The sequence below is a fragment of the Actinoplanes awajinensis subsp. mycoplanecinus genome (assembly GCF_001509495.1).
Taxonomy (GTDB): domain Bacteria; phylum Actinomycetota; class Actinomycetes; order Mycobacteriales; family Micromonosporaceae; genus Actinoplanes; species Actinoplanes palleronii.
This window is the reverse complement of the sequence record NZ_LLZH01000318.1, coordinates 303,612-323,995: the sequence shown is the minus strand read 5'-3', so window position 1 is coordinate 323,995 and position 20,384 is coordinate 303,612. Positions and strand designations below refer to the sequence as shown.

Genomic DNA, 20,384 nt, shown 5'->3' with positions numbered 1-20,384 from the left:
CCGTAGGCTACGAGCCGCGTCCCGTGGTGGTCTCGCGCGAGGTCGCGGCCCACTGCGGACCGCGGCGCGGATGCGGGTCCCGGCGGACCGCGCGGGGCAGACGTCCGCGGTGGGTCAGCGGCGGGGCAGGCCGATGAACTGCTGCTCGGTGGGGGTCTGGCCGAGGAACAGGTACCGGTCGGTGCCCTCGCCGATCAGCGCGAGCATGTCGTCCGCCATGAACTGCAGGAACTGTCCACTGTGCGGGCGCAGCTTCAGCGTCGACGTTGCCAGCGCGGCCTCGTCGCCCCCGAGTCGTTGCAGCAGTGTCAGCTGGGCGTCCTGCAGCGCGGCCAGGCCGGGCCGGTCCAGTTGGCGCAGAATGGTCAGCTGGGTCCGCCACGGTCCCAGCGGCGGTGCGGTGGCCGGGCCGGTCAGGCCCAGGTCGTAGACCGCGAGGGTGGGCATCTGCGCGGTGCCGGTGAGCGCCGCGCCCTGATCGCTGCTGTGTACGGTGAGCCGGTTGTACTGGCCGGTCGCGCGTTCACCGAAGCCGGCCCAGGCCCGCGGCTCGGTGGTCACCACGATCACCCGGGCACCCAGTGCGAACGCCCGGAAGATCAGCAACTGTGCCGCCCACACTCCGCCGACCAGGGCGATGCGCACCGGCTCGGGTGCGAAGAGGTGCAGCGGCACCGGGGCGTTCTGCCGGTCCCGGCCGAGGATCAGCCCGGCGCCGGCCGACGGGGTCACGGTCACCCGGCGCAGCGTCTTCCGGGAGATCGCGTGCCAGCCGATGTGCAGTGGCGAGGTCTTCCCGGACGGCCCGGTGCGCGTGTCGTCGTCCTCCTCGGGCGGCTCGTCCGGCGGTGAGTCGTCCTGCGGGCCGTATGCGGGCTGCGCCGCGGCGAGCGCCCGGCTCTGCGCGCCGGCCGGCGGGGCGTCGGTCAGCTGCGGCGCGCCCAGCCGGCGCCCGGTCACGTCAACGGTGTCCTGCCGCGCCCCCAGCTGCGCCGGAACCTGCACCGCCCGCCCCGGCGCGACCTGCCCTTGCAACGCGGCCTGCCCCGGCAGGATCTGTCCTTGCGGCGCGGCCTGTCCCGGCGCGAACTGTCCCTGCGCCGCGGCCTGCCCCGGCGGGAACTGTCCGGGCGTCGCGGCTGGTCCCGGCGGCGGGGGCTGTGCCGGGCGGAATTGACCCGGCGCGGCGAGCTGTCCCGGTGGGAACTGCGCCTGCCGGGGTGGGAACGGCCCCAGCGGGGGAGCCTGCGGGTGCGGCGGATCCGGCTGGGGTGGGCCGGGCTGGAGCGGGCCGGGTTGTTGCGGGGTCTGCGGCTGGTCGTCTGCGGCGTCCTGGGGCGGGTTCGGCCGCCAGGGGTCCTCCCGGTCCGGATGGCTCATCCTGCTCCGCCTCCCGTCGGTGCCGTGGCGAAGACGGCCGGTCCGTGCTCGCCGTCCAGCGGCTGCAACTCGGCGCCGACCCGGCGCACGCCCTCCACCAGCACCCGGTCCAGCGCGTCCAGGTCGGCGTCGGGCCGGGTGGCCAGCCTCACGAACGCGCGCACCGCCACGTCGTCACCGTCGGCGGCGGCGTTCAGCACCAGCGCCACACTGGTCTGCGCGGCCGGCGCGGTGGCCGCCCAGGCGAACAGCGACCCGATCTCACCGGCCGACGTCGGCCAGGTCTTCACCCAGTACGTCCGGTGCACCAGCCGGGCCGACCGCCAGTGCGTCCACTCCTCGTCGACCTGGGAGCCCTCGGCCAGCGAACCCGCCTCGACGTCGCAGGACCGGGCCAGCACGGCCAGCAGCTCACCGGCGTCCAGCACCCGGCAGTCGATGCCGACCCGGCGCAGGCTGGTCGCCACCTTGCGCCCCAGGCCGGCGACCAGCGCGGCCGCGGCCTCCAGGTCGGCGGTGTGGTCGTAGAGCGCTTCGGCCAGGACCCGGGCGTCCACCCGGACGCTGATCGTGGACTCGCGGTGCGCCGGGACCGGCGCCGGGCTGAGCGTCTCGACCAGCTGACGGTACGACGACCCGGCCGGTGACGACGCGTGCACGTCCGGGCTCGGAGCCGGCACGGTGTGCGTGACCAGCTCCAGCACCACACCCGGCTGCTCGGTCGCGGCCAGCACGCTGACCAGCGCGTCCAGTGGGATCGGCGCGGCGTCGTGGTGCATCGGGGCAGCCGGGGACAGCGCGACGACGCTGAACCAGCCGGCTTCGTCCTTGGCGACTCCCGCTCGTACCCCATCGTGGGCCTCGATGTCGCGGACCGTGAGGCCGGGAGCGATCGTGCGCAGCGCGGCCAGAACCGGACCGGAACCGGTCGCCAACCTGGCGGCGCGGCGACGGGCATGGTGGCGGGCGATCTGGCGGTGCTCCAGCCACCAGCGGCCTCGCTGCCGGGCGAAGAAGACCACGATCAGGGTGAGCCCGAGACCACCGGCGATCAGCGCGGGCAGCGGACCCTGCAGCGCGGCCGCGACGGTGGCCAGCACGGACAGCTCGGCGACCACGATCTGGGTGAGGCTCAGCGGACCGACCTGGCCGCGGCGCGGGATCGCGCGGACCCCGGCGTCGGCGGCCGCGTCGGCCTGGCTCGCGGCGATCTGCCGGGGCGTGGCGGCGGACGCCTGCGGCACGCCGGACGGGGGCACCGGGACGCTGCCGCGGGCCTGGGCACCGACCCGGCGCAGCGGAGTGGCGGCGGCGGTGGCGTGCGCCTGCGGGGGAGTGACGACGTGCTGGGGGATGCCGGGCGGTGACGGCGCGGCGGCACCGTACGCCTGCCCCGGTTGACCTTCGCCAGGATTCACCGCTCGCCTCCCCACGCGCCCGGTAGCGATCCCACTCTATGTCCTGGAGCGGCCGGCTCAGCGGGTCGCGGCCAACAGATCCTCGAGGACCAGCGCGGTCAGATCGTCCCGGCTGGGCATCCGGCCCAGGGCCCGCAGCCGCCCGGCCTGCGCCTTGCGCATCCCCTCGAGCAGCTTGCGGGCCTCCCGCGCGTTGCCGAAGTTGCGGTCCCGCTCGATCTGCGAGAAGTGCTCGTGCAGCGCCTCGGCGAGACCGGGGGCGAACACGTAGTCGTCGTTCTCGGCGATCCGGCTGGCGATCAGCACCAGCTCGTCCGGACCGTAGTTCTCGAATTCCATGGTCTTGGCGAACCGGGAGGCCAGACCGGAGTTGGCGTCCAGGAAGTCGAGCATCTCCCGGGTGTACCCGGCGACGATCACCGCGACCTGGTCCCGGTGGTCCTCCATCAGCTTGACCAGGGTGTCGATCGCCTCCTGGCCGAAGTCGGCGCTGGCCCCGCCGGCCCGGGACAGCGTGTACGCCTCGTCGATGAACAGCACGCCACCCATCGCCTCTTCGAACACCGAGGTGGTCTTCTCCGCGGTGTGCCCGATGTACTGGCCGACCAGGTCACGCCGGGACACCTCGCGGAACCGCCCGTCCGGCAGCACCCCGAGCGCCTTGAGCAGGCGGCCGTAGACCCGGGCGACAGTGGTCTTACCGGTGCCCGGAGCCCCCGTGAAGATCAGGTGGTGGCTGGCCGCGCCGACCGAGAGCCCGGCGCTGCGCCGCCACTCGTTCACCTGGATCTCGTCGATCAGCGCCCGGACCTCGTCCTTCACCCCGATCAGGCCGATCATCGCGTCGAGCTCGGCGAGCAGCCGCTCCAACTCGGCGGCGTCCTGACCGGAACCGGCCAGGGGTGCCGGGTTGCTCTCCTTGAGCGTCACGGTGGCCTGTGCCCCCGCGCCGAGGCTGACCTTCGGCTCGGCGGTGTCCTCGACCCGGCACTGCTCGACGACGACCCTGGTGCAGCCGGGGCCGATCACGATGCCGGAGCCGGTCGTCTGGTGGACGAAGGTCTCCCGGATGTGCGGCGAGCTGCCACTGGCGATCACGATTCCGGCGTCGCGGGTGCCGGAGACGTCGCAGTGTTCGATGGTGGGCCGGCTGGACTGATAGATGTAGATCCCGCGGCCGTCACACCCGGCGATCGTGGTCTTGCGGATCACCGGGTTGGCGCCGAGCCCGACGACCACCCCGTCGTGCACCTCGCGGATCTCGCAGGTTTCCACCGTGCCGCTGGAGCCGGAGTAGACCAGGCCGGTGTGGCCACGCCGGACCTGGACCCCGGTGGCATCGACCGTGGAGTTGTCGGTGGCCTGCAGACCGTCGCCCCGCTCGGCGGAGAGCCGGCACTTGTGGGCGGTCAGCCGGGCGTTCGTCGCGGTGATCGCGTGATGATGCTCGCCGGAGGTCAGGTCCAGCCCTTCGGCGGTGACCTCACCGCCGAGGACGGCCAGCGCCGGCCCGTCCAGGCCGGTGGCGTCCACGACCACGGTGCCCGGCTCGCCGGTGCCCCGCAGCGTGAGACGACGTCCGTGCAGCTCGATGCGTTCCCGGTAGGTCCCCGGGGCGATGGTGACGACCGCGCCGTCCGGCGCGACCTCCAACGCGTCGCGGATGGTGGGGTAGGTGCCGGGGACCGCCAGGATGCTGGACACGGAGCTACTCCTTACGCCCGTTCACGCTCCCGGTGGCGGGGGCCACCGGGAAGGAGCGGCGGCGTCAGCGCGGGCGTTGCTGCCGCATGCCCTTGCCGCCGGGCCGCATGTTCTTCGGGATCGCGCCCTTCGGCATCTGCGGCCGGGCCATCAGCGCGCCGAGCCGCTTGTCCAGCGCGTTCACGTCCTTGCCGGTGAGGTTGCGGGGCAGCCGCAGCATGGTGGTGCGCAGCTTGCGGACCGGGAGCTGCCCCTCCTCGGAGCCGATCACGTAGTCGTAGAGCGGCGCGTTGCCGATCACCTTCGACAGGCGCTTCTTCTCCTGGCCGAGCAGGGCGCGGACCCGCTGCGGGTTGCCCTCGGCCAGCAGGATCACGCCGGGCCGGCCGATCACGACGTGCACCATGTCGAACTGGGTGGTCGAGCTGGCCGCCGGGCGGACCCGCCAGTCACCACGCATGTTCTCCATCAGCGAGGCGGCGGCGCCGGGCTGGCCCTCCGCCACGTTCATCATCGCCGCGTTCGAGCGCAGGTTCAGCACGATCAGCACGGCCAGCAGCGTGACCAGCACACCGACCGGGATCCACAGCAGTCCCCAACCCAGAAGCACCGCCATCACGGTCAGCGCGACCGGGATCAACACCGCTGCGGCGACCAGTGGGACGAACCACTTGTCCTGCTTCGCGGTGAACGTGAACACCTGGCCGATCTGCTTCAGGCGCTCGACGAACGACACCTTCTCCTGGGGTTTTGCCATAGCCGGAAAGTGTAGTGGGACTCAGGTACCTTACGGCGGCCCGGGCACCCGGACACGTCGTAGTAAGGCAGTGCCGGCCCCGGATATCGGGCGGCGTACCCATGCCCGGGGTCCGCCTTCGCGCGAAGAGTCGATGTCAGCAGGAAGACGACACGACTCGCAAGGAGCGCGGAGATGATCCCCGAGATCAATTTGAGCCTGGCCAACCTGCACGCCGACGAGCTGCGGCGGGAGGCCGACGCCTACCGGCGCGCCCGGGAAGCCGCCGGTGGACGGCCGCACCGGTCCTGGCGGCTGTTCGCCCGGCGGCCCCGTCCGGTGTGCCGACCGGCATGATCGGTCTGAATGTTCTGCCGGACCCGCGTGGCATGCTCGACCTCATGACGACGGTGGGCGGCCACAGCGAGATCCTGGTCGGCCGGGAGGCCGACCTGGCGTCGCTGCGCGAGACGCTGCGCCGGGTGCGCGCCGCCGAGCCGGCCGTGCTGCTGCTCGGCGGTGAGGCGGGCGTGGGCAAGACCCGTCTGGTCGAGGAGTTCACCCGGGGCCTGGCCGGCGAGCCGGTCCGGGTGCTCACCGGCCAGTGCCTGGAGCTGGGCGAGGAGGGCCTGCCGTTCGCGCCGTTCGCGGCGGCCCTGCGCGAGCTGGTCCGTGGCGAGGGGCGCACGGTGTTCGAGGGGCGGGAGTCCGATTTCGCCCGGCTGCTGCCCGAGCTCGGCCCGGCGTCGGAGTTCGGCGAGGCGCACCGTGGCCTGCTGTTCGAGCTGGTCGGGGCGCTCTTCGCGCGGCTCAGCGCCGAGCGGCCGCTGCTGCTGGTCCTGGAGGATCTGCACTGGGCCGACCGGTCCACCCGCGATCTGATCGGCTTCCTGGCCCGGTCGGCCCGCGCGCCACGGATGCTGCTGCTGGCCACCTACCGCACCGACGAGCTGCATCGCGGGCATCCACTGCGGCCGTTTCTGGCCGAGCTGGAGCGGGTCCGCGGCGTGCAGCGCCTGGAGATCGACCGGCTTGACCGGGAGGGCACCGCCGAGCTGCTCGGCCACCTGCTCGGCGGCGAGCCCGCGCCGCGCACCGTGGACGCGATCAGCAGGCGTGCCCAGGGCATCCCGTTCTTCATCGAGCAGCTCGCCGCCACCGCCGACCCGGCCTGCTCCGACATCCCGGAAACCCTGCGCGACCTGCTGCTCTCCCGGGTCGACCTGCTGCCGGAGCCGGCCCAGCGGATGCTGCGGACGGCCGCGGTCGGCGGTGCCGAGCTCGGCCACGAGCTGATCGCCCGGGTCGCCGGGGTCGACGAGGTGACCCTGGAGTCCGCGTTGCGCGTCGTGGTCGCCGCCCAGCTGGTCACGTTCGACCCGGACGGTGGCTACGAGTTCCGGCACGCGCTGGTCCGTGAGGCCGTGCACGACGACCTGCTGCCCGGCGAGCACACCCGCCTGCACGCGCGCTACGCCGAGGCGATCGAGGCCGACCCGCAGCTGGTGCCGCCGGGCCGGGCGCCCGCCGAGATCGCCCACCACTGGCACGCGGCCCGCAACCATCCGCGGGCCCTGGTCACTGCGAAACACGCGGCCGACGAGGCGTGCCGCCGTTTTGCGTACGCGGAGCAGGCCAGCCTGCTCGCCCGTGTGCTGGAGCTGTGGGAGCAGGTGCCGGAGGCGGCCGAGCTGCTCGGCGCCTGCCACCTCGACCTGCTGGAGGAGGCCGCGCTCGTCGCGATCGAGTCCGGCGAGCTGCACCGGGCGCTGAGCCTGACCCGGGCCGCGCTCGGCGACCTGGACGCCGACGCCGAGCCGCTGCGCGCCGCCCGGCTGCTGGTGCGGCGGGCCAAACTGTTGCGCAACGCCGGCAAGAGCGACGGTTTCGCCGAGTCCAAGGAGGCGTACCGTCTGCTCGCCGCGGCCCCGCCCGCGGCCGACCGGGCCGAGCTGCTCGGCGACGTGGCATACATGTTCGCCAGCATGGACGGTGACGAGGTCGACCGGATCTCCGAGCACGTCCGCGCGTCGGCCGGCCAACTCGGCGACGCCGCTCCGCAGGTCTGGGCCGAGATCACCAAGGGCCAGGTGTGCGCCGGCCGGCTGCCCGCGGCCGACGGCCTGCCGGTGCTGACCACCGCGGTCGAGCAGGCCCGCTCCCGCGGCGACGACCCGGCCCTGACCCGCGGCCTGATCAACGTCTCCGACGTGCTGTTCGAGCTGGGCCGCTACGAGGAGTCCGCGGCCGCCGCGGCCGAGGGCGTTCCGTATGCCAGCCGGTACGGCCTGGCCCGCACCACCGGCGTCTACCTGTTGTCCAACCAGGCCGAGGCGCTGCTGGCGCTGGGCCGCTGGGACGAGGCGGACGCCCGGCTGGCCGAGGCCGCCCGGCAGGACCCGCCCGGTCTGATGGCGCTGCCGTGGCTGCGCTTGCGGGCCCGGTTGCGGCTGGCCCGCGGCCATCCCGGGGCGGAGCCGCTGCTCACCCGGGCGGTCGGTCTGTCCGGCAAGCCGTATGTGCCCGGCGAGAAGAAGCTCTGGATGCACGAGCTGCGCATCCGGGCCGCCCTGGCCGCCGACGACATGGCCGGCGCTCTCGCGGCGGCCGACGCCGCCCTGCACGACGCGGCCCTGCTGGAGCGGCCGCGCTATGCCTGGCAGGTCCTGGCCGTGGCTGCACACACCGTGGCCCGGTCCCGGGATCCCGCCCGGCGCCCGGCCACCTCGGCGCCCGGTTCGGTGTCCGCCGGTGAGGTCGAGCAGGTGGCCGGCCGGGTCCGGTGGGCCGCCGACCGGTTGCCACGGCGCTACCCGGCCGAGCTGGCCGGCGCCGCCCAGGTCAAGGCCGAGCTGGCCAGCGGCACCGAGCCACCCGTCATCGCCGAGCGGCCCGGCGGTGTCGAGCCGGCCGGCAGCGCGGAGCTGTGGTGCGCCGCGGTGGCCGCGTGGCGGGTCGACGGGCAGCCGTTCGAGCTGGCTTCCGCGCTGCTCCGCTGCGCCGAGGCGAACGCCGCCGACCGTGCCGCGGCGGCCGCGTCCCTCGCCGAGGTCACCACGATCGCCACCGGGCTGGGCGCCGTGCCACTGCTCGACGAGGTCCGGACGCTGGCCCGCCGGCTCGGGGTCCGCCCGGCCGGCGCCGGCCAGCCGGCCGATGACGTGCTCACCGCCCGGGAGCGCGAGGTCCTCCGGCTGGTCGCCGAGGGGCAGAGCAACGGCCAGATCGCCCAGCGGTTGTTCATCTCCCCGAAGACCGCCAGCGTCCACGTCTCCCGCATCATCGCGAAACTCGAGGTGACGAACCGCGTCGAGGCCGCCGCCGTGGCCCACCGCCTCGGCCTCCTCACCACCTGACGCCAGCGGCCACGGGACATCGCCGGGCAACCCGCCGTTGCGTGGGGAGTTGGGGTGCGGAGCGAACCGAAAGTCCCCACGCGATCCGGGGGTCGACGTTGTGTGGGGAGTTGGGGTGCGGAGCGCGCCGTAACTTCACACGCTTGTGGGTTGCTGGTTGGTGGCAGCTTCCGGGGGTGGGTGGGAAGGCTAATCCTGGCTGGTGGCGGCCCGATATTGGGATCCGACCAACAGCTTAGGGAGCCGTCATGTACGACAAGTTCCGTTCGTCCCTCGGGGGCCGGTGATGGACAACGCCAGTGACGTGGCCTACCAGGTGGTCGACGCGTTGTTCGGGCCGGACTCCGGCATCCCCTGGTGGGCCTGGGTGGCGCCGATCATCGCGATCTTCGCGGTGTTCCTCTACCCGGTGATGTTCCCCGAGGTGGCCGCTGCCGAGGCGGAGACCGATCGCCGGCTCGCCGAGTTCCGCCGGGAGCGCGCCGGCAAAGGCAAGGACAAGGGCAAGGACACCGGGAAGAAGGGCAAGAAAGCCAAGAAGTGAACGCCCGACGGAACGGGCGAAGGCCCGCAACTGCGCCAGGCAACGGATGACCTGGAGCGGTTGCGGGCCTTCGTGGTCCGTATGAGAAGCAGAGAAGCAGTGAGGAGCGGGTCAGCCGCGAGCCTCGAGCGCCTGCTTGAACAGCCGCCCGGCCCGGTACGACGAGCGCACCAGCGGCCCGCTCATCACCCCGGCGAAGCCGATCGCCTCGGCCTCCTCGCGGAGCTCGACGAACTCCTCCGGCTTGACCCACCGCTCGACCGGGTGGTGCCGCGGGGTCGGGCGGAGGTACTGCGTGATGGTGATCAGCTCGCAGCCGGCCGCGTGCAGGTCGCGCAGCGCCGTGGAGATCTCCGAGCGCTCCTCGCCCATGCCGAGGATCAGGTTGCTCTTGGTGACCAGCTCGGCCTTGCGGGCCTGGGTGATCACGTCGAGGGAGCGCTCGTAGCGGAAGCCCGGACGGATCCGCTTGAAGATCCGCGGGACGGTCTCGACGTTGTGCGCGAGCACCTCGGGCTTGGCGCCGAAGACCTCGGCGAGCTGGGTGGGCTCGGCGTTGAAGTCCGGGATCAGCAGCTCGACCCCGCAGTCGGGGAGCAGCTTGTGGATCTGGCGGACGGTCTCCGCGTAGAGCCAGGCGCCGCCGTCGGGCAGGTCGTCGCGGGCGACACCGGTGACGGTGGCGTACTTGAGGCCCATGGTGGCGACGGACTCACCGACCCGGCGCGGCTCGTCGGCGTCGAACTCGGCCGGCTTGCCGGTGTCGATCTGGCAGAAGTCGCAGCGCCGGGTGCACTGGTCGCCGCCGATCAGGAAGGTGGCCTCGCGGTCTTCCCAGCACTCGTAGATGTTGGGACAGCCGGCTTCCTGACAGACGGTGTGCAAGCCCTCTTTCTGGACCAGCCCGCGCATCTGGGTGTACTCAGGACCCATCTTCGCCTTGACTTTGATCCACGGCGGCTTCCGCTCGATGGGAGTTTCGGCGTTGCGCGCCTCGATGCGCAGCATGCGGCGGCCCTCGGGAGCAATAGTCACAACCCGAAGATACGCCCGCCACCCCCGGTCGCGGTGTAGGGGCGACGAGGCTCACGGTGACGTTAGCTGTGACCGCAGTCACCCTGATCCGGAAAATCGTTGGCACCTGCCGGATGAGAAAAATTAACATCCTGGGCACGGTGATGACGGGACCGAGTAACGCTCCGATCCGCCGGCCGAGAGAGCCACCGCGAGCTGTGAAGGTGGCCCAGCGCCGGAGCGTGAAGACACCCCGGAACCGAGTTCGACAAGAGGCGCCCCGGCACCGACGGGGCGCGAAGGTGTGGTGGTACCGCGAGGTTTCCCGCTCGCCCACACCTCCCTGGGGCCGCGTTGCCGACACCCGAGGAGGCACCCCGCCGTGCAACGCATCCTCTCCACCGACCTGGCCGCCCACCCGTACGAGAAAGTCCTCGTCGAAGGCTGGGTCCATCGCGTCCGCCGATTGAAGTCGGTGGCCTTCCTGATCCTCCGGGACGCCGCCGGGCTCGCCCAGGTGGTGCTCACCGACCCGGCGCGGGCCGAGGCGCTCACCGAGGAGAGCGTCGTGGCGGTCACCGCCACCGTCACTCCGAACCCACAGGCACCGGGCGGCGTCGAGCTGACCGGCCCGGAGATCCGTGTACACGCGGCTGTGGACGTACCCCTGCCTTTTGAACTGCATCGACCCGCGCTGACCGCGGGCCTGCCCGCCCAGCTGGACCACGCTGCTCTGGCTCTGCGCCATCCGGCCCGGAGAACGGCCTTGCGGATCGCCGCGGCCGCGACCGCCGGCTTCCGCTCCGCGCTGGAAGCACAGCGGTTCGTCGAGATACAGACCCCGAAGATCGTCGAGTCGGCGACCGAGTCCGGCGCGAACGTCTTCCGGCTGGACTATTTCGGCCGGCCCGCCTATCTGGCGCAGTCGCCGCAGTTCTACAAGCAGATGATGGTCGGCGTCTTCGAGCGGGTCTACGAGGTCGGGCCGGTGTTCCGGGCCGAGAACAGCGACACCGCGCGGCACCTGACGCAGTACACGTCGCTGGACGCGGAGATGGGTTTCATCACCGACCACCGGGACGTGATGGCGGCGCTGACCCGGACGCTCGCCGGGATGGTCGGCGAGATCGTGGCACGGACCGGCCACGAGACGCCGGAGGTGCCGGCCGAGATCCCGGCGGTGCACTTCGCCGAGGCGCTGACGATCGCCGGGGCGCCGGCCGACGAGCCGGACCTGGCCCCGGCGCACGAGCGGGCGCTGGGCGAGTGGGCACGGCGCGAGCACGGCTCCGAGTTCGTCTTCGTGACCGGCTACCCGATGCGCAAACGGCCGTTCTACACCCACCCGGACCCGGCCGACCCGACCTGGTCGAACGGCTTCGACCTGCTCTTCCGCGGCTTGGAGATCGTCACCGGCGGTCAGCGGCTGCACCGGTACGCCGACTACGAGGCCGCGCTGGCCAAGACCGGCGAGCCGCTTGCGGCCTATCGGGGCTATCTGGACGCTTTCCGGTACGGCATGCCGCCGCACGGTGGCTGGGCGATCGGCCTGGAGCGCCTGGTGGCCCGGCTGACCGGGGCCGCGAACGTCCGCGAGGTCACGGCGTTCCCGCGCGACCCGCACCGGGTCACGCCCTAGTAACTCACCGTGGTTTGACACCCGGCGCGGTCGACTGTGCGGGTGCTCATCGACCTCGATGCAACCCCGGCCCCGGCGCCCGAGTCGGCTCGCCCGGTCCCGTGGCGGACGTTCCGTGTCGCGATCGCGGCTGCCGTGCTGCTCCTGCTCGGCGCCGCGGCCGCGCCGGCCAAGGCGAGAGTGTTCCCGAGGGTGGCCGACACCGGCGGCCGATCGAGTCTGGCCGCCCTGCTCACGCCGTCGACGCTCTACACCGTGCACGCGGGCAAGACCGAGCAGGACGGTGTCGAGGTGGTGGCCCGGGCGCTGACGCCGGGCGCGCCGTCGTGGCGGGCGCCGGCGTCCAATCTGTCGGTGACCGAGACCTTCACGCTGACCCGGATCGGTTCGGTGCTGGTGATCAGCGGCCAGGTCAGCATGGCGGTCCTGGACGCCACCACCGGGAAAGAGCGCTGGCCGACCACGGAGTGGAGCGGGCTGAAGGTCGCCGGGAACCGGGTGCTGCTCGGCGAATCCGACGGCTCCGACACGGTGCGCCTGGCCGACGTGGAGACCGGCCGGATCCTGTGGACCCGGAAGGGCCAGGTGACCGCCGCGACGCTGGACGCGAGCGGCCGGAACCTGGTCATGATCGACGATAGCGGGAACGTGCGGGTGCGTTCCGCCGCGACCGGGCGGGTGCTGGCGACCGGGTCGTTCAACCAGTCACCGGAGCAGGAAGGCGTCCAGGCGGTCCGGGTCATCGGTGACCGCGTCTACGTCCTCGTCCCGAACTCGGTGACCGCCTACACCCTGCCCGGGCTGACCCCGGCCTGGCCGGTCCCGGCCCTGGTCGGGATGCCGACCGAGGCCACCGCCTGCGGCGAGTTGCTCTGCGTCCTGGGCGGCTGGGGGATCACCGCGCTGGACCCGGCCACCGGGGCGAAGCGCTGGAGCGTGCCGGGCGTGACCGACTACACCGACGGGGTGGCCCGGGCACCGGACGGCCGGATCATGACGCTCGACCCGCGCACCGGGCAGGTCATCGCCAAGCTCGGCCGGGGCCAGGTCACCGGCGGGCTGATGCTGCGGGCGGGCGCCGCCCGGACCGAGGTGGCCGACCTGCGGGCCGGCCGGACCTACGGGGTGCTGCCCGGGGTACTGCCCTACGCCTGCACCGCCGCCGGGGACTTCGTGGCCTGTCCCGACAACGGCGGCACAGCCGTCTGGCAGGTGTCTAGAACAGGGTCGTGAGGTGCCGCTCGACCACCGGCAGCACCTCGGCCACGGTCAGCGGCCGGCCCAGCTCCGCGCTGAGCGAGGTGACACCGGCGTCGCGGATCCCGCACGGCACGAACCGGTCGAAGTTGGCCAGCTCGCAGTCGACGTTCAGGGCGAAGCCGTGCAGGGTCACGCCGCGCGCCACCCGGATCCCGATCTGGGCGATCTTGCGGTCCAGCCCGCCGTCGGTGGCCCGGACCCAGGCGCCGCTGCGGCCCTCGACCCGCTCGGTGGCCACACCGAACTCGGCGCAGACGTCGATCAGCATCTGCTCGGTGCGCCGGACATACGCCACCACGTCGACCGGGGCGGGCAGCCGGACGATCGGATAGCCGACCAGCTGGCCCGGACCGTGCCAGGTGATCTTGCCGCCGCGGTCGACGGTGACCACCGGGGTGCCGTCGAACGGCAGGTCGGCCGGCTCGGTGCGCTTGCCGGCGGTGAAGACGCTCGGGTGTTCCAGCAACAGGATGGTGTCCGGCTGGGTGCCGTCGGCCACCGCCTGGTGCAGTCGCTTCTGCTCGTCCCACGCGTCGCGGTAGTCGACCAGCCCCGGGCGCAGAACGGTGATTACGGAGGAAGTCACGCCGGCAAGCCTACTCACCTGTCGACGGGATCCACCCCGCGCCGGATGCGCCACACCAGCACCCCGTCCACCTGCTCCGGCTCACCGAGCAGGTCCCGGGCGGTGGTCTCCACGGCGCTGCGGTCCAGCGTCTGGTGGTCCGAGCCGGTGATCTCCGGGGGCAGGAACACCGCGTCCAGCCCCCAGTAGGCGAAGTCCGACCGGGCCTGGGCGCGATCCGCGTTGCTCAGCTGGGTGACGTAGCCGTACCAGGCGGCGCGCAGGAACAGCCAGTCGGTGGCCAGTGGTGGCGCGCCGATCCGGCCGATCTGCTTGCGGCCCAGCTCGCCGGTGGTCTGCGGGCCGAGGAAGTAGCCGTCCGGGATCCGGAACTGCCGGCCGCCACGGGCCATCGTGTACGCCTGCCAGCGCTGGCCGTCCGCGGACACGTTCATCGCCATCGGCAGCGCGCTCAGCGTCCCGCCCTCGGGGACGTAGTTCTTCCAGGTGCCGTTCGCGATGAAGGCCGGCTCGGCAGCCCGGTGCTGGGTGACCAGCGGCAGCGGGATCAGCGGCAGCAGGCTGACCACGACCGCGGCGGACAGCCCGGCGTGCAGCCCGCCGAGCGGGATCCGCCGGCTGATCAGCTGGTCGACGATCAGCGCCAGCAGGATGCCGATCACCCCGACCGCGACGAGCGCGAACCGGACCGGCAGCGCCGCGTCGAAGAGCGGGAAGTAGGCGAGCACCGCGTAGGGCATCGGGATGTCGTACTCGTGCTTGTTGATCAGCAGCCGCGGGCCCCAGGACAGCACGACGAAGACCAGGCCGACCACGCCGACGGCGCGCAGCGTGGCCCGGCGGCCGGGGTCGGCCCGCCGCCAGAGCAGCACGAACGACACCACGATCAGCAGGAGCATCGGGATGCCGAAGAACGAGGTCTCCTCGGTGCGGTTCGGGGCCAGATCGCTGTGCAGCCCGAACAACGCGCCCACCGAGCGGGTCGGGTAGGACAGGTAGGACGCCAGGTCCTCGACGAAGAACCGCTGGTTGAAGCCGGTCCCGGAGAACGTCTGCGGCCCCGCGAAGTGCATGTAGAGCGGATAGCCGAGCAGCACCCCGGCGACCACCGCTGCCACACCCAGCGCCCGTGCCACGGTGGGCAGCGCGGCCCGCGCCTCGTCCCGTACGGCCTTGCCGAGCGACCAGACGCCGAGGAACACGCCACTGGCCAGGGCGGTGTAGAACAACCCCTCCGCGGCGATCGAGAAGCCCATCGCGAGCAGCAGGCCGAGCACGATGCCGTTGCGCAGCCAGCGGCCCGGCTCACGCAGTTTCAGCACCTGCCAGAGCACCACCGGGGCGACCCAGCCGGCCGTCCAGTTCAGGTGGCCGTTCGCGTGCGAGATGAACCCGGGGGCGAAGCCGCAGAACAGCCCGGCCACCGCGGCCGCGCCGGCGTTGCGGACCAGCCAGCGGCGCAGGAACAGGTACCACGCGAAGGCGAAGCCGGCCAGGTTCAGGGTCAGCACGGTCACGAAGCTGACCTGCGGCCCGGCCAGGTGGGTCAGCGGCGTCATCAACACCGTGTAGACCGTGATCGAGGTGTTCGCGGCCAGGTTGACGCCGAGCGGAGCGTTCAGCAGGTCGGTGAAGAACGGATCCGCGCCGTGGGTGACGGTGTAGTACCCGTACCCCATCAGCCACTCGAAGAACGCCTGGTCCCCGACGTTGTCGGAGAGCACGTGGGTGTACGGATCCGACCACAGGCCGTTGGTCACGTAGCCCGCGAGGGCTAGGGCGACCAACGCCATGATCAGGTGGGCTCGCCACACGCGCGGTGGAGTGCCGGGCGCGCTGGCGGGCTCGGAGGGGGGATCGGCGGACGCGGCGGGGGCAGGGGCGGCGACGGACATCACGCGCAGGTTAGCAGCGCCCGCTGTAGATCAGCGGGTGAACGTCGGTTGCGCGCGCAGTGCCGCTTCCAGCGCGGACTCGATGTCCGGGTACGTCCAGGAAAAACCGGCATTGCGCAGTACGCCGGGAACCGCCCGCTGGCTGCGCTGTGCCTCACCGGCCAGCTCGCCGAGCACCAGATCGATGACCGGGCCGGGCACGGCGAGCAGTGCCGGGCGGTGCACCTGGCGAGCGAGCGCCTTGGTGAACTCCTGGTTGGTGCACTGCACGTCGGAGACCAGGTTGACCGGGCCGGCCACGTCCTCGCGCTCCAGCAGGAACTCGACGGCGCCCAGCCAGTCGGCCAGCGCGATCCAGGACATCCACTGCCGTCCGCCGCCGATTCGCGCCCCGCCACCCAGCTTGAACAGCGGCAGCAGCGGCTTGAGCAGCGAGCCCTGCCGGTCCAGCACCGGCGCGGTGCGCAGCAGCACGACCCGGGTGCCGGCGTCCTCGGCGGGACGGGCGGCGGCCTCCCAGATCCGGCACAGGTCGGCCAGGAACGTGGTGCCGGCCGACGCCTCCTCGATGACCTCGTGGTTGCCGGTGTCGCCGTACCAGCCGACCGCGGAGCCCTGCAGCAGGGTGCGCGGGCGTTCCCCGTCGGGCAGCTTGGCGATCGCCCGGGCCAGGGTGTCGGTGGTGTCCACCCGGCTGGCGCGCAGCACGTTCTTGTAGCGCGCGGTCCAGCGGTGCGCGCCGATGTTCGCGCCGGCCAGGTTGATCACCGCGTCCGCGCCGGACAGCACCGGCGCGTCGAGGCGGCCCTGGGCGGGATCCCAGGTGGCCTCGTCGGGCCGGGTAGCCGGGTGCCGGACCAGCCGGTGGACCTCGTGGCCGCTCTGACGCAACCGCTCGGTGAGTCGGACTCCGAGGAAGCCCGAGGCACCGGCCATGACGATCCGCATGTTCCGACCCTTTCCCGAAGATCGCCGATCCCAAAACACTGAGTTGCCTTAAAGACACTGAGTTGCCGTAAAGACAAAGCCGGGGGTGAGCGTCACCCCCGGCTTTTGTTGTCAGTTACCTCAGAGGCCCAGATCCGGCTCGAAGTGGCCGGCCTCCAGACGCTCCTTGATGGTGCCCAGGAAGCGGGCGGCGTCCGCACCGTCCACGATCCGGTGGTCGTAGCTCAGCGCCAGGTAGACCATCGAGCGCGGCGCGATGATCTCGCCGAGCTCGGGGTCGTTGACGATCACCGGGCGCTTGACGACCGCGCCGAGACCGAGGATGCCGACCTGCGGCTGGTTGATGATCGGCGTGTCGAAGAGCGCGCCACGGCTGCCGGTGTTGGTCAGCGTGAACGTGCCCCCACCGAGCTCGTCCGGCCCGATCTTGTTGTTCCGGGTGCGCTCGGCGACGTCCGCGATCCGCTTGGACAGGCCGGCCAGGTTCAGGTCGCCGGCGTCCTTGATGACCGGGACGACGAGACCCTTCGGCGCGTCCACCGCGACACCCAGGTGCTCGGCGCCGTGGTAGGTGACCGTGCCCGCCTCGACGTCGATCGAGGAGTTGACCACCGGGTGCTGCTGCAGCGCCTCGACCGTGGCCAGGGCGAAGAACGGCAGGAAGGTGAGCTTCACGCCGTGCTTGGCCTGGAACGCGGCCTTGGCCTTGTTGCGCAGGTTGGCGACCTTGGTGACGTCCACCTCGACGACCGTGGTGAGCTGCGCCGAGACCTGAAGCGACTCGACCATGCGGCGGGCGATGGTGGCCCGGATCCGGGTCAGCTTCTCGGTGCGGCCACGCAGCGGGCTCGGCTCCGGCTTGGCGGCGGCCTTGGTGTCGGTCGCGGCGGCGGCCGGTGCAGCAGCGGCCGGAGCCGGAGCGGCAGCCTGCGCCTTGGCGGCGGCGGCCTTCTCGGCGGCGTCGAGCACGTCCTGCTTGCGGATCCGGCCTCCGACGCCGGTCCCGGTCAGCGAGGACAGGTCCACGCCCTTCTCCGTCGCCAGCTTGCGGACCAGCGGGGTCACGTAACCGGCGTCGCCGGCGCCGTTCGACTGGACCGTCTCGGCGGCCGGAGCGGCCGGCTGCGCGGGCGCGGCCGGCTTGGGCTCGGGAGCCCGGGCCACCTGCGGCGCCGGAGCCGTCTCGATCTTCGGCTGGGCCTGCTGCGGCGCCGGCGCGGGGGCCGGCTTCGCCTCGGCGGCCGGAGCCGGCTTCGCCTCGGGCTCGGGCGCGGCGGCGGCCGGGGCCGACGACGCGGAGCCGATGACGGCCAGCACGGCGCCGACGTCAGCGGTCTCGTCCTCGGCGACCTTGATCTCCAGGACGGTGCCGGCGACCGGCGACGGGATCTCGGTGTCGACCTTGTCGGTGGAGACCTCGAGCAGCGGCTCGTCCACCTCGATGGTGTCACCGACGGCCTTGAGCCAGCGGGTGACGGTGCCCTCGGTGACGCTCTCGCCGAGCGCCGGCATCGTCACCGCGGTGCCCTCGGCGGATCCGCCGGAGGCCTGCGGCGCGGGCGCCTCCGCCTCGACCGGCTTCTCGGTCGACGGGGTGGTCGGCGCCGGGGGTTCCGGCTCCGCTTCCGGCTCCTGCGCCGACTCCTGGGCGGGGGCGGGCGCGGACGCGCCGGCGTCCTCGCCGTCCCCGGAGATGACGGCCAGCTCGCTGCCGACATCCGCGGTCTCGTCCTCGCCGACCACGATGCGGGTGAGCACACCCGCGGCGGGCGACGGGATCTCGGTGTCGACCTTGTCGGTGGAGACCTCGAGCAGCGGCTCGTCGGCTTCGACGCGCTCGCCCTCCTGCTTGAGCCAGCGCGTGACGGTGCCCTCGGTGACGCTCTCACCCAGCCGCGGCATGGTTACCGATACCGGCATTTTTCCCCAAACTCCTTAACGCAATGAGGCGTGTTCACGACGTGGAGACCATATGCACGACCTCGGTCGTGGATCAGCCTCAGGAAACGCGATCGAATCAGCTGTGCGCGTGCAGGGGCTTGCCCGCGAGCGCGAGGAAAGCCTCGCCCAGTGCCTCGTTCTGCGTCGGGTGGGCGTGCACGAGCTGAGCGACCTCCTCCGGGAAGGCCTCCCAGTTGTAGATCAGCTGAGCTTCGCCGACCTGCTCACCCATCCGGGCGCCGACCATGTGCACGCCGACCACCGGGCCGTCCTCGACCCGGACCAGCTTGACGAAGCCCGCGGTCTTGAGGATCTGGCTCTTGCCGTTGCCGCCGAGGTTGTAGTTGTACGTGGTCACCTTGTCGGCGCCGTACTTCTCCTTGGCCTTGGCCTCGGTCAGACCCACCGAGGCGACCTCGGGGTCGGAGTAGGTGACGCGCGGGATGCCCACCTCGTCGATGACCGCCGGGTTCTTGCCGGCGATCTCCTCGGCCACGAAGATGCCCTGCTGGAAGCCGCGGTGCGCGAGCTGCAGGCCGGGCACGATGTCGCCGACGGCGTAGATGTTGCCGACGCCGGTGTGCAGGCGCTCGTTGGTGATCACGAAGCCGCGGTCCAGGGTGACGCCCTGCTCCTCGTACCCGAGGTTCGCGGTCGTCGGGCCACGGCCCACCGCGACCAGCAGGATCTCGGCCTCGAGGGTCTCGCCGCCGGCGATGGTGACCTTGACGCCGTTCTCGGTCTTCTCGACCTTCTCGAACGGCTTGCCGACCTTGAGGTTGATCTTCCGCTTCCGGAACGCGCGCTCGACCTGCTTCGAGATGTCCTCGTCCTCCGCGGCGACCAGCCGGGGGAGGGCCTCGATGATGGTCACGTCGGCGCCGAACGACTTCCAGACGCTGGCGAACTCGACGCCGATCACGCCGCCGCCCAGCACGATCGCGGAGCTCGGCACCCGGTCCAGCTTCAGGGCGTGCTCACTGGCCAGCACCCGCGTGCCGTCGACCTCGAGGCCGGGCAGCGAACGCGAGTACGACCCGGTCGCCAGGATCACGTTGCGGCCGGTGTAGCGCTTGCCGTCCACCTCGACGGTGTCCTTGCCGACCAGCTTGCCGGCCCCGGCCACCAGGGTGATGTTCTTGTTGTGTCCCAGCAGACCCTGCAGGCCCTTGTAGAGGCGGCCGATCACGCCGTCCTTGTACGAGTTCACCCCGGCCATGTCGATACCGACCAGGTCGGCCTTGATGCCGAACTGCTCGCTCTCCCGGGTCTGGTCCGCGATCTCCGCGGCGTGCAGTAGCGCCTTGGTCGGAACGCAGCCGCGGTGCAGGCAGGTACCACCGACCTCGGCCTTGTCGATCAGCGCTACGGAGAGGTCCAGTTCCGCGGCACGCAGCGCGGCCGCGTACCCGCCACTGCCCGCGCCGAGGATGACGATGTCGAAGGTTCCGCCGTTCGGCTGGCTCACGTTGACTCCAGTAGTCGAGTCGTCGCCATGTGGGTCACACAATGGAAACGGTCACAGTCCCGTCTCGGACATCTTGTCACTTGTAGGCCCGCTCAATGCAGCCAGGTGCCCCACAACACGTCGGCTGTCGTACCCTTGCGGGATTCAGCGTGAGGAGGAGCAGTGGCGTGGTTTCGGCGTCGCCCGCGATCCAGTGGGCCCGGCGGACGACCGGTTAATCAGGCCGATCTCGATCACCTTACGCAATTCGTCCGCACTCGGCGCGGTGTCGAGGCGTTCGTCGAGCCGCGGACCACGGTGACCGAGACCACCGTGTTGCTCGTGGCACACGACGGTGAGTGGACCCGGCGGCGCATCTCGTCGCCCGAGGTCGCCCGGCGTTTCGCGCTGCAGCTCTCGCTGCCGATCTACGACGTCCACCTGCTCGGCTACCCGCAGCGGATGCGCGACTACAACGCCCGGCAGAAGCAGCGCCCGGCCTGATCGGGCCGGGCG

Annotated in this window: 16 protein-coding genes; 6 read left to right on the top strand and 10 right to left on the bottom strand. The window is 72.0% G+C overall.

Features of this window, described 5'->3' with window-relative positions; all coding sequences use genetic code 11:
• Positions 1-114: 114 nt before the first annotated feature.
• The 4 genes from ADL15_RS42940 to ADL15_RS42925 all read right to left on the bottom strand — a co-directional run bounded on the left by ADL15_RS42940 (position 115) and on the right by ADL15_RS42925 (position 5,259).
• Entirely contained in the window at positions 115-1,380 is a 1,266-nt protein-coding gene (locus ADL15_RS42940; protein WP_198171262.1) for a hypothetical protein, read from the bottom strand.
• The gene (locus ADL15_RS42935; RefSeq protein ID WP_067704797.1) at positions 1,377-2,798 is read right to left on the bottom strand and encodes a type VII secretion protein EccE; all 1,422 of its coding nucleotides are present in this window, start codon (positions 2,796-2,798) and stop codon (positions 1,377-1,379) included. Before ADL15_RS42935 ends, ADL15_RS42940 begins: the two co-directional genes overlap by 4 nt.
• Positions 2,799-2,855: 57 nt before the next feature.
• Entirely contained in the window at positions 2,856-4,502 is a 1,647-nt protein-coding gene (locus tag ADL15_RS42930) for a right-handed parallel beta-helix repeat-containing protein (protein WP_067704795.1), read from the bottom strand.
• Between the two features lie 64 nt (positions 4,503-4,566).
• Positions 4,567-5,259: a DUF4191 domain-containing protein gene (locus ADL15_RS42925; RefSeq protein WP_067704790.1), complete on the bottom strand. Its 693-nt coding sequence runs from the start codon at positions 5,257-5,259 to the stop codon at positions 4,567-4,569.
• Between the two features lie 174 nt (positions 5,260-5,433).
• Here ADL15_RS42925 and ADL15_RS53650 point away from each other — a divergent pair, with 174 nt between their 5' ends.
• From ADL15_RS53650 to ADL15_RS42915, 3 genes are all read left to right on the top strand, one after another.
• On the top strand, positions 5,434-5,595 hold the full coding sequence (locus tag ADL15_RS53650) for a hypothetical protein (RefSeq protein WP_157441959.1): 162 nt from the start codon (positions 5,434-5,436) through the stop codon (positions 5,593-5,595).
• Between the two features lie 44 nt (positions 5,596-5,639).
• Positions 5,640-8,594 (top strand): helix-turn-helix transcriptional regulator, encoded by a 2,955-nt coding sequence (locus ADL15_RS42920; RefSeq protein ID WP_232344897.1) that lies wholly within the window; start codon positions 5,640-5,642, stop codon positions 8,592-8,594.
• A 286-nt stretch (positions 8,595-8,880) separates the two neighbouring features.
• A complete protein-coding gene (locus ADL15_RS42915; RefSeq protein WP_067704787.1) occupies positions 8,881-9,138 on the top strand; it encodes a hypothetical protein in 258 nt (85 codons plus the stop codon).
• 111 nt (positions 9,139-9,249) lie between these two features.
• Here the strand turns inward: ADL15_RS42915 and lipA are convergent, their stop codons facing one another.
• Positions 9,250-10,173, bottom strand: coding sequence for a lipoyl synthase (gene lipA, locus ADL15_RS42910; RefSeq protein ID WP_373872826.1), 924 nt, complete (start codon positions 10,171-10,173; stop codon positions 9,250-9,252).
• A 361-nt stretch (positions 10,174-10,534) separates the two neighbouring features.
• On the opposite strand from lipA, the gene aspS reads away from it, so the two are divergent.
• Together aspS and ADL15_RS42900 are read left to right on the top strand one after the other, a co-directional pair.
• Positions 10,535-11,791, top strand: coding sequence for an aspartate--tRNA(Asn) ligase (gene aspS / locus ADL15_RS42905; protein WP_067704782.1), 1,257 nt, complete (start codon positions 10,535-10,537; stop codon positions 11,789-11,791).
• Positions 11,792-11,833: 42 nt separating this feature from the next.
• Positions 11,834-13,024: an outer membrane protein assembly factor BamB family protein gene (locus ADL15_RS42900; protein ID WP_198171261.1), complete on the top strand. Its 1,191-nt coding sequence runs from the start codon at positions 11,834-11,836 to the stop codon at positions 13,022-13,024.
• Here ADL15_RS42900 and lipB read toward each other — a convergent pair.
• From lipB to lpdA, 5 genes are all read right to left on the bottom strand, one after another.
• Positions 13,008-13,637 (bottom strand): lipoyl(octanoyl) transferase LipB, encoded by a 630-nt coding sequence (gene lipB, locus ADL15_RS42895; RefSeq protein ID WP_067704775.1) that lies wholly within the window; start codon positions 13,635-13,637, stop codon positions 13,008-13,010. The genes ADL15_RS42900 and lipB overlap by 17 nt on opposite strands.
• A 14-nt stretch (positions 13,638-13,651) precedes the next feature.
• Complete coding sequence (locus ADL15_RS42890) at positions 13,652-15,532, bottom strand: DUF2079 domain-containing protein (protein WP_067704772.1); 1,881 nt, start codon at positions 15,530-15,532, stop codon at positions 13,652-13,654.
• Between the two features lie 30 nt (positions 15,533-15,562).
• Entirely contained in the window at positions 15,563-16,480 is a 918-nt protein-coding gene (locus ADL15_RS42885; RefSeq protein ID WP_067704771.1) for a TIGR01777 family oxidoreductase, read from the bottom strand.
• A gap of 120 nt (positions 16,481-16,600) precedes the next feature.
• Positions 16,601-18,400: a 2-oxoglutarate dehydrogenase, E2 component, dihydrolipoamide succinyltransferase gene (sucB, locus tag ADL15_RS42880; RefSeq protein WP_067704769.1), complete on the bottom strand. Its 1,800-nt coding sequence runs from the start codon at positions 18,398-18,400 to the stop codon at positions 16,601-16,603.
• A gap of 97 nt (positions 18,401-18,497) precedes the next feature.
• Positions 18,498-19,889, bottom strand: coding sequence for a dihydrolipoyl dehydrogenase (lpdA, locus tag ADL15_RS42875; protein ID WP_067704767.1), 1,392 nt, complete (start codon positions 19,887-19,889; stop codon positions 18,498-18,500).
• Positions 19,890-20,051: 162 nt separating this feature from the next.
• On the opposite strand from lpdA, the gene ADL15_RS42870 reads away from it, so the two are divergent.
• Positions 20,052-20,372, top strand: a complete 321-nt coding sequence (locus tag ADL15_RS42870; protein ID WP_067704766.1) for a hypothetical protein — start codon at positions 20,052-20,054, stop codon at positions 20,370-20,372.
• Positions 20,373-20,384: the final 12 nt, after the last annotated feature.

Bases quoted from the DNA above. Each gene is read 5' to 3' on its own strand.
- ADL15_RS42940 (WP_198171262.1), bottom strand. From the start codon at position 1,380: ATGAGCCATCCGGACCGGGAGGACCCCTGGCGGCCGAACCCGCCCCAG.
- ADL15_RS53650 (WP_157441959.1), top strand. From the start codon at position 5,434: ATGATCCCCGAGATCAATTTGAGCCTGGCCAACCTGCACGCCGACGAG.
- ADL15_RS42920 (WP_232344897.1), top strand. From the start codon at position 5,640: ATGACGACGGTGGGCGGCCACAGCGAGATCCTGGTCGGCCGGGAGGCC.
- sucB (WP_067704769.1), bottom strand. From the start codon at position 18,400: ATGCCGGTATCGGTAACCATGCCGCGGCTGGGTGAGAGCGTCACCGAG.
- ADL15_RS42885 (WP_067704771.1), bottom strand. From the start codon at position 16,480: ATGCGGATCGTCATGGCCGGTGCCTCGGGCTTCCTCGGAGTCCGACTC.
- ADL15_RS42890 (WP_067704772.1), bottom strand. From the start codon at position 15,532: ATGTCCGTCGCCGCCCCTGCCCCCGCCGCGTCCGCCGATCCCCCCTCC.
- ADL15_RS42925 (WP_067704790.1), bottom strand. From the start codon at position 5,259: ATGGCAAAACCCCAGGAGAAGGTGTCGTTCGTCGAGCGCCTGAAGCAG.
- ADL15_RS42915 (WP_067704787.1), top strand. From the start codon at position 8,881: ATGGACAACGCCAGTGACGTGGCCTACCAGGTGGTCGACGCGTTGTTC.